Origin of the sequence: Neisseria sp. P0019.S003, assembly GCF_051957115.1 — a bacterium.
Classification (GTDB): Bacteria; Pseudomonadota; Gammaproteobacteria; order Burkholderiales; family Neisseriaceae; genus Neisseria; species Neisseria flavescens_D.
On sequence record NZ_JBQCWT010000001.1, the window covers coordinates 136147 to 151587 of the forward strand.

Sequence of the window (15441 nt, forward strand, 5' to 3'; positions counted from 1 at the left end):
TCAGACGGCCTAAACATTATTCGTTATAATCCGACGATACCGTAACCGGTTTCAACGAAGGAATATCCAATGAAAAAAATCCTATTGCCTGCACTCGTCCTCTTGCTTGCCTCTTGCGGTTTCCACCTGAAGGGTACAGGCGCGACTTCACAGCCGCTGCCTTATCAAAACTGGCATGTAGAAGGCGGAGCCGTTATGCAAAAAGCGCTGGAAAATGCCTTACGCCGTGCTGACGGCCATCCGGTTAGCGAAGCCGAATCACAAATCACTCTGCGTGTTGTCGACTTTCAACAACGCCGCGACATCTACACCATCACCCGTGCCGCCGTGATCAACGAATACCTGCTGGACATGACCGTCAAAACCCAAGCCTTCCGCAGCGGCAAGCCGGTTGGCGAACCGATGGAAGTTAAAGTTCACCGCACCATGAATTACACCGACAGCGAAGCTTTGGGCAAACAGGAAGAGGAAGAAAGCATTTGGTCTGAAATGCGCATCGATGCCGCAGATCAAATCGTCCGCCGCCTGACTTTCCTAAAGGCGCAATAATGGCTGCCGCGCCCATTGAGAGCCTGCGCCCCGATACGCCGCTTAAACCGTTGTACATTATTCACGGCGAAGAGGATTTATTGCGCATCGAGGCTTTGGATACGCTGCGCGCAGCCGCAAAAAAACAAGGTTATCTCAACCGCGAAGTCTATACCGCCGAAAACAATTTTGACTGGAACGAGCTGTTGCAAAGTGCCGGCAGCGCAGGTTTGTTTGCCGATTTGAAACTGCTGGAAATCCACATTCCCAACGGCAAACCCGGCAAAAACGGAGGCGATGCCCTGCAAGCCTTCGCCGAACGCCTGCCCGAAGATACGGTTACGCTCATCCTACTACCCAAGCTTGAAAAGGCGCAAATCCAGTCCAAATGGTTTTCCGCATTGGCAGGCAAAGGCATCGTCTTAGAAGCCAAAGCCGTTGCGCCACATGCTTTGCCGCAATGGATACATGGCCGTCTGAAACAGCAAGGTTTGGATATCGAACCTGAAGCACTCGCCCTTTTTGCCGAGCGCGTCGAAGGCAATCTTTTGGCCGCCCGTCAGGAAATCGAAAAACTCGCCCTGCTACATCCCCAAGGCCATTTGATCAATATTGCCGATGCAGAGGCTGCGGTTGCCACCGTCGCCCGCTTCGACGTATTCCAACTGGCCGGCGCATGGATGAAAGGCGATGCCCTGCGCGTTTCCCGTTTGCTGGACGGCTTGGAAGAAGAAGGCGAAGAGCCGGTTTTGCTGTTGTGGGCAGTTGCCGAAGACATCCGCACCCTAATCCGCCTGACTGCCGCACTCAAGCAAGGCCAAAACATCCAAAGCCTGCGCAACAGCCTGCGCTTATGGGGCGACAAGCAGACCCTTGCACCGATGGCGGCCAAACGCATTTTCATCAACCGCCTACTCGACGCGCTCAAAACCTGCGCCAAAATCGACCGCATCATCAAAGGCGCGGAAGAAGGCGATGCATGGACCGAGTTCAAACAGCTCGTCACTTCGCTGGCCGCTTGAAACCGTTGCCACGTGTCAAGAAACTTGCACGCAATACGCCCCAAAAACAGAAAATACTGTAAAATAGCGTAAACTTAAATTCAGGCCGTCTGAACCTCGCATTTCAGACGGCCTCTTCCAGCAAAAAACAAGGAAACACCAACCATATGGATAATAAAACCAAACTTCGCATCGGCGGTCTGGCCCTGCTGACCACTGCCGTATTAAGCCTCATCATCGTTCTGATTGTCGATTCATGGCCGCTGGCCATCCTGTTGGCCGTCATCATCGTGGCCGCTGCCGCAGGCGGTTTCGTTTGGACTTCACGCCGTCAGCAACGCCAATTCCTCGAGCGCCTGAAAAAATTCGACATCGATCCGGAAAAAGGCCGTATCAACGAAGCCAACCTGCGCCGTATGTACCACAGCGGCGGCCAACATCAGAAAGACGCGATTACCTTGGTTTGCCTGTCACAAAAATGTTCCGTTGATGAAGCGCACGCCATCTTCAAAAAACGTCCGACCCGTCAGGAAATGAACCAAATGGCTGCCCAACAGGCACGCGGTCAAAAACGTCCACATCGCTAATCCCGACAGTAACAGGCCGTCTGAACATCCTATCCCGTTTCAGACGGCCTGTTTTTATTTCCATCAAACCCATTTCCGTTTCCATCGCATTATGACCCGTCTTCCCACTGCCCCACTCAAACGCCGCCTCGCCGCACTGGTTTACGAACTTCTGCTGACCGGCGCCGTTACCAGCATTGCCGCCCTTGCAGCCGGTATTATCGCCATCTTTCTCAATCCCGTTTCCACGCGCCTGTCCATGCTGACAACCTGCCTGATTCTGTTCTACGCATGGTGGCTCTACTTCCGCGCCAACTGGCACAAAAAAGGCCAAACCCTCGCCATGCAGACATGGAAAATCGGTTTGGCCGATAAAAACGATACCCAGCCGCCCCTGTCGCAGCTGCGCCTGCGCTTTATTTGGGCAAGCATTTTTATTGTCTTCATTCCCCTGTTTGCCTACGCCGGATTGCGCCATCTGCTCAATATCCCACCCAAAGGCGCATTCGGCGCCGCGCTTATTTGGCTCATCCTGCCATGGGGCTTCGCCCTGTTCCATCCCGACCACCAGTTCCTCTACGATTTCTTGGCCGGAACAAGGCTGGTGGATTTAAATCAGAAGAAAACAAACGAATAAAATTCGCAAGCATCTCAAGCTCTAAATAAAATAAAGGCCGAGACCTTTGCAAAATAGCCCTTCCCCCAACAGTCGAAACCCCAACACAGGTTTTCGGCTGTTTCCCCACCAATCACTCCCTAACTCTACCCAAATACCCCCTTAATCCCTCTTGGATACCTGATTAATCAGGCATCCGGGCCGCCTTTTAGGCGGCAACAGACACACTTAGCCTGTTGGCGGCTTTCAACAGGTTCAAACACATCGCCTTCAGATGGCTTTGCGCACTCACTTTGAGCAGCCCGAAATAGGATGCCCGGGCATAGCGGAATTTACGGTGCAGCGTACCGAAGCTTTGTTCGACCACATAACGGGTTTTCGACAAATATCGGTTGCGTTTGGTTTGCGCTTCCGACAGCGGATGTTTACGATGGGCTTTGCGCATAATGCCATCCTGCAGCCGACGCTCTTCCAGATGTTACCGGTTTTCCTCACTGTCATAGCCTTTATCGGCATAGATGGTCGTACCTTCGGCTATCCCTTCCAGCAAAGGCGACAGGTGTTTGCACTCATGGGTATTGGCGGGAGTGATGTGCAGTTTCTCGATATAGCCTTCCGCATCGGTACGGGTATGTTGTTTGTAACCGAGTTTGTATAAGCCGTTTTTCTTTGTCCAGCGGGCATCTTTATCTTTACTCGGTGTGGTTTGACCGCTGACTTGTCCTTCTTCATCGACTTCTATGGCCTGACGCTGTTGGCGGTCTGAATAATGGTGGCGTCAACAACGGCGGCGGATGCTTTCTCTACTTTTAGGCCTTTTTCGGTCAGTTGGCGGTTAATCAGTTCCAGCAGTTCGGACAGGGTGTTGTCTTGCGCCAGCCAGTTGTGGTAGCGGCATAAGGTGCTGTAATCGGGGATGCTCAGTTCGTCAAAACGGCAAAGAGGTTGAAATCGATGCGGGTGATGAGGGTGTATTCGAGTTCGGGATCGGAGAGGCTGTGCCATTGTCCGAGCAGGACGGCTTTGAACATGGATAACAGGGGATAGGCGGGACGGCCGCGGTGGTCTCTAAGGTAACGGGTTCTTTGACGATTCAGGTATTGTTCGATCGGCTGCCAATCACCTGATCCAACTTCAATAGCGGGAAACGGTCGATGTGTTTGGCGATCATGGCTTGGGCGGTTTGCTGAAAGAAGGTGGTCATGGAAAATCCCCTAAATGTCTTAGTGGGAATTTAGGGGATTTTGGGGAATTTTGCAAAGGTCTCAGGCCGTCTGAAACTCAAGATAAGTTTCAGACGGCCTTTAATCATAATATCAAGCAATAATTATTCTTGCCAACGTTTGAACACCAGCGAAGTATTGACGCCGCCAAAAGCAAAGTTATTGCTGACCACATAATCGGTTTGAATCTCACATCCGCCTGTTTGGATGTAATCTACCTTGCCGCAACGCGGATCGATGTTTTCCAATGTAAAAGTTAAGATAAAGGTCATAATTGTTTATATAGAAAAATAAAAACGGCCAATACACAATTGGCCGTTTTTATAAGTTCTATTAAATTAGAACCATGCTTTAAGCAATGCAGCAGTACCAGCAATACTACCGACTAAACCAACAGCCCCAGCTGCGGTACCCATTGCTCCATTAACTTGGTCACGCTTGTTGGCGCGTTTCTCACGCTCAAGTGCCAATTCTTCAGAAACGTTAGCACGTTGACGACGATGTTGCTCCAACTCGGCACGAGACAATTGTGCAGAAGCACGATTACGACCGGCTTTGATGGCTGCGGAATCATCACCGATTGCCATATCACCAACAGAGTTTCCTTGGGTAGCACAACCAGTTACTACCATAGAGGATAAAAGCAGGACAGCAATTGTTTTTTTCATATTTTTTTACCTAAGAAATAATAATTACGTTAAATCATAAGTTAGTGGAGGATATATACTTTGCGATCGCCGTAGGCACGTTTGATAGCATCAGCTTCATCCATCATTTCTTCACGACGTTCACGACGGCGCTCAGCACGCTCAACACGTTCGTCATCCTGTACTCTACGAGAATTAGCCTGCATCGCAGCTTCTTGCTCTTGGGAAGGATAGAAACGTTGATCACCGTAGGTAACACAGCCTGTTAAAGCAGCCAACAAGAGGGACATCAAAATGGTTTTATTCAACATAACAGATTCACTTATTTACCAAAAATGAGTTAGATTGTATTAAGCCCACTCACTTTATATTATTTTTATGAAGTTGGCAATTGAATTTTATATTTTCATAGATAATTGAAGATAAAAAGACACAAGTTTAAGTAATTTTCTCCTTGTGATAATCACATAATTAACTATATTCTTATCAATATTCAACATGCTTTTAAAAATATCAAATTCTGCATAAAACCCTTCAATACTAGCCGCGCAACATCCATACTGCGCACACTAACGCAATCGCTACCAACAAAGCGGCAAGCAGTTGTCCCATTCCGGCCAATTTAGGCTGCTGGGCATCAATGATTTTAAAGCCGTTAATCATCGGCGTAATCAAATCCTGTTTTTTCACAAAACGATACAGCAAAACAGCCGCAATATGCACGCCCACCAAAACAGCCAAGACATTAAAGAAATTGACATGGATTTTTCGCGCCAGCTTACCGGCGTGTTCGCTGACAAAATGATTCAAAAAGCCGGAATTGGTAAACGTATTTTCATCGGCGGCAAATAAGCCTGTGGCCGTCTGAAAAACCAAGGCAGCCAATAAAGCGATGACCATCAGCGCGCCCAAAGGATTGTGGCCGACCAATTCGTCTTCAGACATTTGGCCTTGCGTATAGCGGCGGATTTCGGAAAACGGACGCACAAATCGGCTGAATTTTGCCGTATCGCTGCCCCACATCCCCCAACACAAGCGGAAAACCACCAAAGCCAGCATCAACAAGCCGCCGCGCAAGTGCCATATCAGCATATCGCCGCCTTGGGTGGCGCTGTACCACATGAATCCCATCAATAACACCAAGAGCCAATGGAACAGGCGCGTAGGTGCGTCCCAAACTTTTATTTTTTGCTTCATTACCTTTTACTTTCTGATTTAAAATTAAATTTCTTATCTTGGAAGGTTACGCCATGCAGCCCATCTACACGTTTCCCGAATCGCTTCAAGCTTTTCAGACGGCCTTAGCATTTCCCGACGTATTCCGCCCCCGCGCCCAAGAATCGCACAAAGGCACATACGGCACGCTTGCCATTATCGGTGGCGCAACGGGGATGAGCGGCGCAGTGGTTTTGGCAGCCACAGCCGCCATGTATCAAGGGTGCGGCAAGGTTTGGGCAGGCTTCAACCAAGCTACGCTGCCTTTTGCCATCATTCCCGAACGCCCTGAAATCATGCTCGCCACTGCAACCCAACTGATGGAGCGCAACGATGTCAGCGCACGGGTAATCGGCTGCGGATTCGGTTTGGACAGATTATCAGAGCAGCTACTGCCCAAAATCCTGTCGACACACCATGACCGGCCTTTATTGCTCGATGCAGATGCTTTGACACTGCTGGCCCGTTCTTCCGAATTGGCCGAACGCCTCAAATCGTACAAACATATCGTCCTGACACCTCATCCGGCAGAAGCTGCACGCCTACTCGGTACCGATACCCAATCAGTTCAAGCCGACAGGCAAAAAGCCGTGACCGAAATCAGCCGTAAATATGGCGCAACCGTCGTATTGAAAGGTCATCATACATTGGTAGCCACGGCAGACGGCATGGTCTATACCAACACCAGCGGCAATGCCGGTTTGGCCACCGCAGGCAGCGGCGATGTCTTGAGCGGCATTATCGGCAGCCTGCTGGCACAAGGCATTCCGGCATTCCAAGCCGCCTGCGCCGGCGTATGGCTACACGGAGCGGCAGCCGATGTCATCAAACACAGCAGCCAAATCGAAACCGGCATGCTCGCCGGAGAAATCGCACCTGCCGCCCGATGGCTGCGCAATATTTTATCAAAAGAATAATACCGTCTATATCATAAATACAAATTGCAGGCCGTCTGAAAATCAATCTCTATTTTCAGACGGCCTGGTTTATTTTTAAGTCATTTTGCAAATTAAGGTTAAGGCGTGTATCCTTGACTTCCCTTAAAAACAACTTCACAACATATTATCATGAGTATCCTCAATAAAATCAGCAACTTTATTGGAAAAACATTTTCCCTTTGGGCTGCGCTCTTTGCCGGTATCGCTTTTTTCGCACCCGATACCTTCAAATGGGTCGGCCCTTACATTCCTTGGCTTCTGGGCATCATCATGTTCGGTATGGGCTTGACCCTTAAACCCTCCGACTTTGACATTTTGTTCAAACATCCCAAAGCCGTCATTATCGGCGTGATTGCCCAATTCGCCATCATGCCTGCAACCGCCTATCTGCTGGCCAAACTGTTGAACCTGCCTGCCGAAATCGCAGTCGGTGTGATTTTGGTCGGCTGCTGCCCGGGCGGTACGGCTTCCAATGTAATGACTTATCTGGCGCGCGGCAATGTGGCTTTGTCGGTTGCCGTTACATCGGTTTCCACCCTGATTTCCCCATTGCTGACCCCCGCCATCTTCCTGATGCTTGCCGGTGAAATGCTGGAAATCCAAGCGGGCAGTATGTTGATGTCCATCGTCAAAATGGTTTTGTTCCCCATCGTTTTGGGCTTGATTGTCCATAAAGTCTTGGGCAACAAAACTGAAAAACTGACCGACGCGCTGCCGCTGGTTTCCGTTGCCGCCATCGTGCTGATTATCGGCGCGGTCGTCGGTGCCAGCAAAGGCAAGATTATTGAAAGCGGCCTGCTGATTTTCGCGGTTGTCGTACTCCACAACGGCATCGGCTATCTGCTCGGCTTCTTTGCCGCTAAATGGACCGGCCTGCCTTATGATGCACAAAAAACGCTGGCCATCGAAGTCGGTATGCAAAACTCGGGCTTAGGCGCCGCGCTTGCCGCCGCACACTTTGCCGCCGCTCCGGTTGTTGCCGTTCCCAGCGCATTGTTCAGCGTGTGGCACAATATCTCCGGCTCACTCTTGGCAACTTATTGGGCAGCCAAAGCCGATAAAAATAAAGAATCCTAAACGCCTTTAATCATCAGGCCGTCTGAACAGGCATAAACGAAATCAACGATTTCTGCCTAAGCTGTTCAGACGGCCTTTATTTTAAAATCAAGCAGGATTATTGTTTCACTGCTTCGATTTGGATATTGATGTTAACTTTTTTGCTCATGCCGGCACTTACCAAATAATCCAAACCCCATTTGGTACGGTCGATGGTGGTGCTGAAGTCGCCGCCGCACACTTCTGCTTTTGCCATCGGGCTTTGGTAGCAGTTGAATTTGTCGGCTTTGAGTTTCACCGGCGCAGTTTTGCCGTTCATGGTCAGGTTGCCGTCAACAGACAGCAATTTTTTGCCGTTGAAATTGAATTTGGTGGATACAAAACGGATTTCAGGGTATTTGTCTGCATTGAAAATATCGGCAGATTTCAAATGTTGAGTAAAGCGATCTGAACCGGTTTGCAGTTTGGACAAAGGCAATACGATATCGATTGAGCCTTGGCGTTTGGCACGATCAAATTCCAAATTGCCGGTCAAACCATAAATACCGCCGACGTTGGTGCTGGTGTTGAAATGGTCGATGGCAAAGCGGGCATTGGCATGAAATTCGTCCACTTTATAAACAGCGGCAGACGCAGCAGAAGCCAACATGGCCGAACACAATGCAAACATGATTTTTTTCATCGTCTTATCCTTAGAAATGTGAGAAGTTCCCTATCATATCACTTTTTGATGCCAACATCTTTTGCAAATGAGAAAGACAACGTTTCATCCTAAGAAAACTTCAGGCCATCCGAAGAAGTGAGCAGCAAATTCAGGTGAAGCAAATACAGTTTAGTTTTATTACAAAATAGCGTGCTTCATCGCTCGTAATTGGTATAAAATACCGAGTTATTTCTACAACGGGCCGCCAACCAACCAGCCTATTTCAGACGGCCTCAGCATAAAACAAAGGAACAAAAATGCCTGAATACCGCTCCAAAACCTCTACCCACGGCCGCAATATGGCAGGCGCGCGCGCATTGTGGCGTGCAACCGGCGTCATGGAAACCGACTTCGGCAAACCGATTATCGCCATTGCCAACTCCTTCACCCAATTCGTCCCAGGCCATGTGCACCTGCACAACATGGGTCAACTGGTTGCCCGTGAAATCGAAAAAGCCGGCGGCATTGCCAAAGAATTCAACACCATCGCCATTGACGACGGTATCGCCATGGGCCACAGCGGTATGCTCTACTCCCTGCCCAGCCGCGACCTGATTGCCGACTCCATCGAATACATGGTCAACGCCCACTGCGCCGACGCGCTGGTGTGCATTTCCAACTGCGACAAAATCACCCCGGGCATGCTGATTGCCGCCATGCGCCTGAACATTCCGACCATCTTCGTTTCCGGCGGCCCGATGGAAGCCGGTAAAGTTATCGGCGTGGCCAATATTCAGCCCGAACGCCGTTTGGACTTGATTGATGCCATGATCGAATCGGCAGACGACAATATCAGCGACAAACAAGTCGAAGAAGTCGAGCAAAACGCCTGCCCGACTTGCGGCTCCTGCTCCGGCATGTTTACTGCCAACTCCATGAACTGCCTGACCGAAGCACTCGGCCTTTCCCTGCCGGGCAACGGTTCTTATCTGGCTACCCACGCAGGCCGCAAAGAATTATTCCTCGAAGCCGGCCGCATGATCGTCGAAATCACCAAACGCTATTACGAGCAAGACGACGAAACCGTATTGCCGCGCAGTATTGCCACTAAAAAAGCGTTTGAAAATGCCATGACCATGGACATCGCCATGGGCGGCTCCACCAACACTATCCTGCATTTGCTCGCCGTTGCCAACGAAGCGGGCGTGGATTTCAAAATGGCAGACATCGACCGCTTAAGCCGCGTTGTACCTTGCATCTGCAAAACCGCGCCAAACAACCACGACTACTACATGGAAGACGTGCATCGCGCCGGCGGCATTTTCGCCATCCTGAAAGAACTGGACAAAGCAGGCAAACTGCACACCGACGTGTACACCATCCACGCGCCGACACTGAAAGACGCGATTGAAAAATGGGACGTGACCAACCCTGAAAACACCCACGCTATCGAGCGTTTCAAAGCGGCTCCCGGCGGCGTGCGCACTACTCAGGCGTTCTCGCAAAACCGTATGTGGAAAACCCTCGACCTCGACCGCGAAAAAGGCTGTATCCGCGATGTTGAGCATGCCTACTCGCAAGACGGCGGCTTGGCAGTATTGTTCGGCAATATCGCCGAGCGCGGTTGTGTAGTGAAAACCGCAGGCGTGGACGAGAGCATCCTCAAATTTACCGGCCGCGCCCGCGTGTTTGAAAGCCAAGAAGACGCAGTAGAAGGTATTTTGGGCAACCAAATCGTGGCTGGCGACATCGTCATCATCCGCTATGAAGGCCCTAAAGGCGGCCCGGGCATGCAAGAAATGCTGTACCCGACTTCCTACCTGAAATCCAAAGGTTTGGGCAAAGCCTGCGCCCTGCTGACCGACGGTCGCTTCTCCGGCGGTACTTCCGGCCTGTCCATCGGTCACGCTTCGCCTGAAGCGGCAGAAGGCGGCGCAATCGGTTTGGTACACGAAGGCGACACCATCGAAATCGACATTCCAAACCGCAGCATCCACCTTGTCATTTCCGATGAAGAGCTTGCCGCACGCCGCGCCGAAATGGAAGCACGCGGCAGCAAAGCGTGGAAACCGGAAAACCGCGACCGCTACGTCTCCGCAGCCCTGCGTGCCTACGGCGCAATGGCGACTTCCGCCGACAAAGGCGCAGTACGCGACGTATCGCAAATCGAACGTTAATTAACCTGACTTTAAGGCCGTCTGAACGCTTTCAAGTGTTTCAGACGGCCTTCATTCAAACGGACACATATGGACAAATTCATTTTAGCGATGATCGGCATGGCCATTGCCCTCTTGATTATTATTGGCGGCGGATTTATCGCTGTCGAATATTTCAAATCCCATCCTGAAGCATTCCAAGTCAAGCCGCTATCAAAATAATCATTTAACGGCATGAGTTTCAAGGGGAAACATCTACATACTCAAGGCCGTCTGAACGCAGTACATATAATGAAACACATTCTTTACTGGCTGGGTGGTTTTGCCGTTGCCCTCGGCATATTCCAATACTACGAAACCCATCGCTATTCCGAAGACCAGCTTATCTACGCCCAACCGCCGCAAAATCGTACTGCCGTTGCCGATTTTGATGCCTTGGCGTATTTAAACTTCCTCCGCTCCTCAGCCAATCTGCCCGCACTGGCGCACTCAGACACACTCGAACGCGCCGCGCGCAATCATGCCCGCTATCTGCTGCAAAACCCTGACGACGGACATGACGAAAAAAATACACGCAATCCCTTTTATACAGGCCCACGCCCATCAGACCGCACGCACAAAGCCGGTTATGCCTATAAAGGCGTGCATGAAAACGTCAGTACCGGCCAGCATCCGCCAAACGAAAAAATCAACGACCATCTACCTGCCCAACATCAGCTGGACAATCTGATGACGGCGATTTACCACCGCCTCTCCTTGCTCGATCAAAATATCGACGAGGCCGGAGCGGCATTTGAATCACAAGGCAAACAAATCGCGTTGAGCATCAATCAAGGCGACAGCAGATTCAACAGCCTCTGCCAAAAAAACCGCCCCCTATCCAACCTCAGCCGTTCGTTTTATCAAGATGCCTGTCATGGCCATGCCATTGTTTATGCTGATGAAATCTCCAACCGCAAATTCCGGCCTTACATCACCTATCCGCAAGGCAATTTTGCCTCGCCGGTTTTCCATGGCGAACGTCCCGACCCTATGCCGCATTATGAAATGACCGGCAATCCGGTCAGCATCGCCTTCTCAGAACAATCGCCTCCGGTCAAAATGCGTTCGTTCAAACTGTATCAGGGCACAAAAGAAATCAGAGACGTCAAAATCTTAGATAAAGATAATGACCCAAACCGCCTCCTGACCGAACGCCAATTTGCGCTGTTTCCTTTACAGCCATTGGAATACGACACCGACTACCGTGCCGTGTTCGAATACCGTCAAAACGGAAAAGACAGAACGGCCGAATGGACATTCAGCACACAAAAACCCGATTATCCTTACTTCATCGTCAAAGGCGGCGAAACGCTGGCCATCGAGTCCGGACAAAAATATTTTATCCATTGGCAGGATTTTTGGTGCTTGAAGCAATGCGAACGCTACAACTACCGCATGAACCGCGACACCCAACTCGACATCATCGAGCGGCAGGCGGGCGGCATCATTATCCGTGTCAACGGAAGCAAAGGCAGCAGCATCCGCTTAATGCCCGAAGGCGAAGACAGGCGCGCCATTACACTTTATTTATGGAAATAAAGCCGTTTTCAGACGGCATGAAGCACCAAAAAGCTGATAAAATACCGCCTCACCACCCTACGGCAAGCTATCCAATATGACCAAACATCCGCAAACAGCAGCCAATACCCGCTATGCCTTTGCCAGCATTGCCGCCATGTTGGCCGCATTTTTACTGTTCGTTGCCGTCATGTTACTGCCTTTGGGGCTGACGGCGGGCACGCAAGTGAGCCTGATACGGTTTTCACTCTACGCAATCGTGCTGTTTGCCGTACTTGGCGGTATTTTTTCTGTACGTGTTGCCTATTTGCGTAAAAAGAACGGAGCATGACATGACCCAAGCCGATAAAATTCCACAAGAAATCCGCCTCCAGCAAGATCGGCGCGTACTGACTTTGGTCTATGTTGACGGTGCCAAGAGCCTTCCTGCCGAATACCTGCGCGTGTACTCGCCCAGTGCGGAAGTGCGCGGACACGGTCCAGGTCAAGATGTTTTGCAAACCGGCAAAGCCGAAGTCAGCATTACCGATTTAGAACCTGTCGGCCAATACGCATTGAAAATTACTTTTTCAGACGGCCATAACAGCGGCCTTTACGATTGGGACTATCTCTACCGACTGGCGCATAATCAAGATGCGCTTTGGCAAGACTATCTCGACCGCCTCGAGAAAGCCGGTGCGTCCAGAATGCCAAGTGCCGAAGATTTGAAACCCAAACACACGCATTCCTGCGGTAGCGGCGGTTGCGGCGGAAAGGCCGTCTGAAAAAAGTCGAGACCGTAACATTGGACGACGGCAGGATCATTGACGGCAAAACATTCCTCTCTCTGCCCCAAAAAGGACGAGTAGTGGCTATCTTCGGCGATACCAAAGCCTGCCTGCAAGCAGTACGCGCCGCGCAAAATGCAGATGTTTTGGTGCATGAAGCAACCTTTGCGGCAGGCAATGAAGAGACAGCGGAACGAGTGTTCCATTCGACCGTATCCGATGCCGCCAAGCTGGCTTTGCAAGCCAATGTGAAACAACTTTACCTGCCCCACATCAGCGCACGTTATACCGAAGAAGAGCAACGCCTGATGCTGGAGCAGCAGGCACAAACTATATTTCCCGCGTCGAAAGTGGTTGGCGATTTCGACGTATTCGATATCTGAATCCGTATTATTTTAAGAAGGCAGACACTATGAGCGACCACAAAACCCATTTCGGCTTCTCTACCGTTGACGAAGACGAAAAAGCAGGCAAAGTTGCCGAAGTCTTCCACTCCGTGGCAAAAAACTACGACATTATGAATGACGTAATGTCCGGCGGTCTGCACCGTGTTTGGAAACATTTCACCATCAATACCGCCCGCCTGAAAAAAGGCGACAAAGTATTGGACATCGCCGGCGGTACAGGCGATTTGTCCCGAGGCTGGGCGAAACGTGTGGGTAAAGAAGGCGAAGTTTGGCTGACAGACATCAACTCCTCCATGCTGACGGTCGGCCGCGACCGCCTGCTCAACGAAGGCATGATTCTGCCCGTATCGTTGGCAGACGCTGAAAAATTGCCGTTCCCCGACAGCTATTTCAATCTGGTTTCCGTCGCGTTCGGCCTGCGCAACATGACGCACAAAGATGCCGCGCTGAAAGAGATGTACCGCGTATTGAAACCGGGCGGCACCCTGCTGGTGTTGGAATTCTCCAAAGTGTACAAACCTTTGGAAGGCGTATACGACCTCTACTCTTTCAAACTGTTGCCGATTATGGGCAAACTGATTGCCAAAGATGCCGACAGCTACCAATACCTCGCTGAGTCCATCCGTATGCACCCCGACCAAGAAACCTTGAAGCAAATGATGCTGGATGCAGGCTTCGACAGCGTGGATTACCACAACATGAGCGCAGGCATCGTCGCCCTGCATAAAGGCGTGAAATTCTAAGGCCGTCTGAAGCAAACACAAAGGGCGTGATTGATAGACACGCCCTTTGTGTTTAAACCTTATCCAAGCCAATCTGACACAAACCAAAGGCCGTCTGAACAGCCGTAAAACGAAATCAAGGATTTCGGTTACACCATTCAGATGGCCTTAATATGTTCAAATCAGCTTATGTCCCTGCTTTTACGCTTTGCCATTGACGGACCATAAATTTCAATGCCGCCGGTTGGATAGGCACCATGATAAAGCTGTTTTTCAAATCCTCGTCAGTCGGGAAAATCGTATTGTCGTTTCTAAACTCTTCATCCATCAGCTCTTGAGCCGGTTTGCTGGACGGCGCATAAGTAACAAAATTGCCGTTTTTCGCCGCAACTTCAGGATCTAAGAAATCATTGATATACGCATGGGCATTGGCCACATGTTTGGCATCTTTCGGAATCACAAACGAATCCACCCAAATCCCCACGCCTTCTTTCGGCATCATCACACGGATTTTTTCCTTGCCGCCTGCTTCTTCGGCACGACGTTTGGCAATGTTCAAATCTCCGCCAAAGCCAATCGTTACGCAAGTATCGCCGCGCGCCAAATCATCAATAAAACCGGACGAGGTAAAGCGCTTGATGTACGGACGGTTTTTCTTCAAAACTTCCGTAGCCGCCTTAATATCCGTCGTTTCGCTACTGTTTGGATTTTTACCCATATAGTTCAATACCATAGGATAAATCTCCGCTGCGCTGTCCAAATAGCTGATGCCGCATTGCTTGAGTTTGGACGTGTATTCGGGGTTAAACACCAAATCCCATTGATTGTCCGGCAGCTGATCCGTGCCCAAAACCTTTTTCACACGCTCGGTATTGATAGCGAAGGTGTTAGTACCCCAATAAAACGGAACGGCATATTCGTGGTTCGGATCAACGCCTTCCATCAGTTTCATTAACTGAGGATTCAAGTTTTTATAGTTGGGAATCAGGGATTTGTCGATTTTCTGATACGCACCTGCCTTAATCTGCCTACCGACAAACGCATTGGAAGGAGCCACGATGTCGTAACCCGACTTGCCGGTCAATACCTTGCTTTCCAGTGTTTCATCGCTGTCATATACATCGTAAGTTACTGCGATACCGTGTTTTTTCTCAAACGCGGCAACCGTCTCGGGATCAACATATTCCGACCAGTTGTAAATGCTCAATACCTTTTGATTATCGGTTTGAGCCGCCTTGTCGGCAGAAGTTTTGTCCGAGCCGCCGCAGCCGGCCAGTGCCAGCGCAGTCAGTACGATGAGGGGCAGATGTTTGGTCATTATCATTCCTTGCGTATCCGGTTGAAAATAGAGAGGCATTATAAAGCAGGCAAGCCCGAGCGGATAGGCTTCATTGTT

Annotated in this window: 18 protein-coding genes and 2 pseudogenes; 13 read left to right on the top strand and 7 right to left on the bottom strand. The window is 50.3% G+C overall.

Going from position 1 to position 15441, the window contains the following annotated elements; translation table 11 throughout:
• Positions 1-69 precede the first annotated feature (69 nt).
• The 4 genes from ACTHTS_RS00645 to ACTHTS_RS00660 all read left to right on the top strand — a co-directional run bounded on the left by ACTHTS_RS00645 (position 70) and on the right by ACTHTS_RS00660 (position 2732).
• Positions 70-549 (top strand): LPS-assembly lipoprotein LptE, encoded by a 480-nt coding sequence (locus ACTHTS_RS00645; RefSeq protein WP_440368869.1) that lies wholly within the window; start codon positions 70-72, stop codon positions 547-549.
• A complete protein-coding gene (gene holA, locus ACTHTS_RS00650) occupies positions 549-1550 on the top strand; it encodes a DNA polymerase III subunit delta (RefSeq protein WP_440368871.1) in 1002 nt (333 codons plus the stop codon). The genes ACTHTS_RS00645 and holA overlap by 1 nt, the downstream gene beginning before the upstream one ends.
• 146 nt (positions 1551-1696) lie before the next feature.
• The gene (locus tag ACTHTS_RS00655) at positions 1697-2116 is read left to right on the top strand and encodes a hypothetical protein (RefSeq protein WP_003746427.1); all 420 of its coding nucleotides are present in this window, start codon (positions 1697-1699) and stop codon (positions 2114-2116) included.
• Between the two features lie 91 nt (positions 2117-2207).
• Complete coding sequence (locus ACTHTS_RS00660; protein WP_440368873.1) at positions 2208-2732, top strand: RDD family protein; 525 nt, start codon at positions 2208-2210, stop codon at positions 2730-2732.
• Positions 2733-2919: 187 nt separating this feature from the next.
• Here the strand turns inward: ACTHTS_RS00660 and ACTHTS_RS00665 are convergent.
• The 5 genes and pseudogenes from ACTHTS_RS00665 to ACTHTS_RS00685 all read right to left on the bottom strand — a co-directional run bounded on the left by ACTHTS_RS00665 (position 2920) and on the right by ACTHTS_RS00685 (position 5778).
• Positions 2920-3915: pseudogene (locus tag ACTHTS_RS00665) on the bottom strand (IS5 family transposase).
• A gap of 123 nt (positions 3916-4038) precedes the next feature.
• Positions 4039-4182, bottom strand: a pseudogene (locus tag ACTHTS_RS00670) (beta-ketoacyl-ACP synthase); the annotation flags it as partial.
• Between the two features lie 90 nt (positions 4183-4272).
• A complete protein-coding gene (locus ACTHTS_RS00675) occupies positions 4273-4602 on the bottom strand; it encodes an NGK_0946 family protein (protein WP_371492767.1) in 330 nt (109 codons plus the stop codon).
• A 41-nt stretch (positions 4603-4643) separates the two neighbouring features.
• Positions 4644-4892: a hypothetical protein gene (locus ACTHTS_RS00680; RefSeq protein ID WP_371492765.1), complete on the bottom strand. Its 249-nt coding sequence runs from the start codon at positions 4890-4892 to the stop codon at positions 4644-4646.
• Positions 4893-5121: 229 nt separating this feature from the next.
• Positions 5122-5778, bottom strand: coding sequence for a cytochrome b/b6 domain-containing protein (locus ACTHTS_RS00685; protein ID WP_440368876.1), 657 nt, complete (start codon positions 5776-5778; stop codon positions 5122-5124).
• A 53-nt stretch (positions 5779-5831) separates the two neighbouring features.
• On the opposite strand from ACTHTS_RS00685, the gene ACTHTS_RS00690 reads away from it, so the two are divergent.
• Complete coding sequence (locus tag ACTHTS_RS00690) at positions 5832-6713, top strand: NAD(P)H-hydrate dehydratase (RefSeq protein WP_440368878.1); 882 nt, start codon at positions 5832-5834, stop codon at positions 6711-6713.
• A 150-nt stretch (positions 6714-6863) separates the two neighbouring features.
• The gene (locus ACTHTS_RS00695) at positions 6864-7811 is read left to right on the top strand and encodes a bile acid:sodium symporter family protein (RefSeq protein WP_070826940.1); all 948 of its coding nucleotides are present in this window, start codon (positions 6864-6866) and stop codon (positions 7809-7811) included.
• Between the two features lie 97 nt (positions 7812-7908).
• Here ACTHTS_RS00695 and ACTHTS_RS00700 read toward each other — a convergent pair whose 3' ends face one another.
• Positions 7909-8472, bottom strand: coding sequence for a YceI family protein (locus ACTHTS_RS00700; RefSeq protein ID WP_070645956.1), 564 nt, complete (start codon positions 8470-8472; stop codon positions 7909-7911).
• 278 nt (positions 8473-8750) lie between these two features.
• Here ACTHTS_RS00700 and ilvD point away from each other — a divergent pair, with 278 nt between their 5' ends.
• The 7 genes from ilvD to ubiE all read left to right on the top strand — a co-directional run bounded on the left by ilvD (position 8751) and on the right by ubiE (position 14066).
• Positions 8751-10610 carry a dihydroxy-acid dehydratase gene (ilvD, locus tag ACTHTS_RS00705; protein ID WP_003746398.1) on the top strand — a complete coding sequence of 620 codons (1860 nt, stop codon included), beginning with the start codon at positions 8751-8753 and terminating at the stop codon, positions 10608-10610.
• Positions 10611-10679: 69 nt separating this feature from the next.
• Complete coding sequence (locus tag ACTHTS_RS00710; RefSeq protein ID WP_256388404.1) at positions 10680-10811, top strand: hypothetical protein; 132 nt, start codon at positions 10680-10682, stop codon at positions 10809-10811.
• Positions 10812-10880: 69 nt separating this feature from the next.
• The gene (locus tag ACTHTS_RS00715; RefSeq protein WP_440368881.1) at positions 10881-12170 is read left to right on the top strand and encodes a CAP domain-containing protein; all 1290 of its coding nucleotides are present in this window, start codon (positions 10881-10883) and stop codon (positions 12168-12170) included.
• 76 nt (positions 12171-12246) lie between these two features.
• On the top strand, positions 12247-12480 hold the full coding sequence (locus ACTHTS_RS00720) for a cytochrome b6 (RefSeq protein WP_070585675.1): 234 nt from the start codon (positions 12247-12249) through the stop codon (positions 12478-12480).
• A gap of 1 nt (position 12481) precedes the next feature.
• The gene (locus ACTHTS_RS00725) at positions 12482-12913 is read left to right on the top strand and encodes a gamma-butyrobetaine hydroxylase-like domain-containing protein (RefSeq protein ID WP_440368883.1); all 432 of its coding nucleotides are present in this window, start codon (positions 12482-12484) and stop codon (positions 12911-12913) included.
• 83 nt (positions 12914-12996) lie between these two features.
• Positions 12997-13299: a ribonuclease Z gene (locus tag ACTHTS_RS00730; protein WP_440368885.1), complete on the top strand. Its 303-nt coding sequence runs from the start codon at positions 12997-12999 to the stop codon at positions 13297-13299.
• Between the two features lie 29 nt (positions 13300-13328).
• A complete protein-coding gene (gene ubiE / locus ACTHTS_RS00735) occupies positions 13329-14066 on the top strand; it encodes a bifunctional demethylmenaquinone methyltransferase/2-methoxy-6-polyprenyl-1,4-benzoquinol methylase UbiE (RefSeq protein ID WP_440368887.1) in 738 nt (245 codons plus the stop codon).
• 166 nt (positions 14067-14232) lie between these two features.
• Here ubiE and ACTHTS_RS00740 read toward each other — a convergent pair whose 3' ends face one another.
• The gene (locus tag ACTHTS_RS00740) at positions 14233-15363 is read right to left on the bottom strand and encodes a polyamine ABC transporter substrate-binding protein (RefSeq protein WP_440368889.1); all 1131 of its coding nucleotides are present in this window, start codon (positions 15361-15363) and stop codon (positions 14233-14235) included.
• Positions 15364-15441: the final 78 nt, after the last annotated feature.

Coding starts and splice junctions, on each gene's coding strand:
- ACTHTS_RS00715 (WP_440368881.1), top strand. CDS start 10,881: ATGAAACACATTCTTTACTGGCTGGGTGGTTTTGCCGTTGCCCTCGGC.
- ACTHTS_RS00710 (WP_256388404.1), top strand. CDS start 10,680: ATGGACAAATTCATTTTAGCGATGATCGGCATGGCCATTGCCCTCTTG.
- ACTHTS_RS00695 (WP_070826940.1), top strand. CDS start 6,864: ATGAGTATCCTCAATAAAATCAGCAACTTTATTGGAAAAACATTTTCC.
- holA (WP_440368871.1), top strand. CDS start 549: ATGGCTGCCGCGCCCATTGAGAGCCTGCGCCCCGATACGCCGCTTAAA.
- ACTHTS_RS00740 (WP_440368889.1), bottom strand. CDS start 15,363: ATGACCAAACATCTGCCCCTCATCGTACTGACTGCGCTGGCACTGGCC.
- ACTHTS_RS00675 (WP_371492767.1), bottom strand. CDS start 4,602: ATGAAAAAAACAATTGCTGTCCTGCTTTTATCCTCTATGGTAGTAACT.
- ilvD (WP_003746398.1), top strand. CDS start 8,751: ATGCCTGAATACCGCTCCAAAACCTCTACCCACGGCCGCAATATGGCA.
- ACTHTS_RS00690 (WP_440368878.1), top strand. CDS start 5,832: ATGCAGCCCATCTACACGTTTCCCGAATCGCTTCAAGCTTTTCAGACG.
- ACTHTS_RS00660 (WP_440368873.1), top strand. CDS start 2,208: ATGACCCGTCTTCCCACTGCCCCACTCAAACGCCGCCTCGCCGCACTG.
- ACTHTS_RS00655 (WP_003746427.1), top strand. CDS start 1,697: ATGGATAATAAAACCAAACTTCGCATCGGCGGTCTGGCCCTGCTGACC.
- ACTHTS_RS00645 (WP_440368869.1), top strand. CDS start 70: ATGAAAAAAATCCTATTGCCTGCACTCGTCCTCTTGCTTGCCTCTTGC.
- ACTHTS_RS00700 (WP_070645956.1), bottom strand. CDS start 8,472: ATGAAAAAAATCATGTTTGCATTGTGTTCGGCCATGTTGGCTTCTGCT.
- ACTHTS_RS00725 (WP_440368883.1), top strand. CDS start 12,482: ATGACCCAAGCCGATAAAATTCCACAAGAAATCCGCCTCCAGCAAGAT.
- ACTHTS_RS00680 (WP_371492765.1), bottom strand. CDS start 4,892: ATGTTGAATAAAACCATTTTGATGTCCCTCTTGTTGGCTGCTTTAACA.
- ACTHTS_RS00685 (WP_440368876.1), bottom strand. CDS start 5,778: ATGAAGCAAAAAATAAAAGTTTGGGACGCACCTACGCGCCTGTTCCAT.
- ubiE (WP_440368887.1), top strand. CDS start 13,329: ATGAGCGACCACAAAACCCATTTCGGCTTCTCTACCGTTGACGAAGAC.
- ACTHTS_RS00720 (WP_070585675.1), top strand. CDS start 12,247: ATGACCAAACATCCGCAAACAGCAGCCAATACCCGCTATGCCTTTGCC.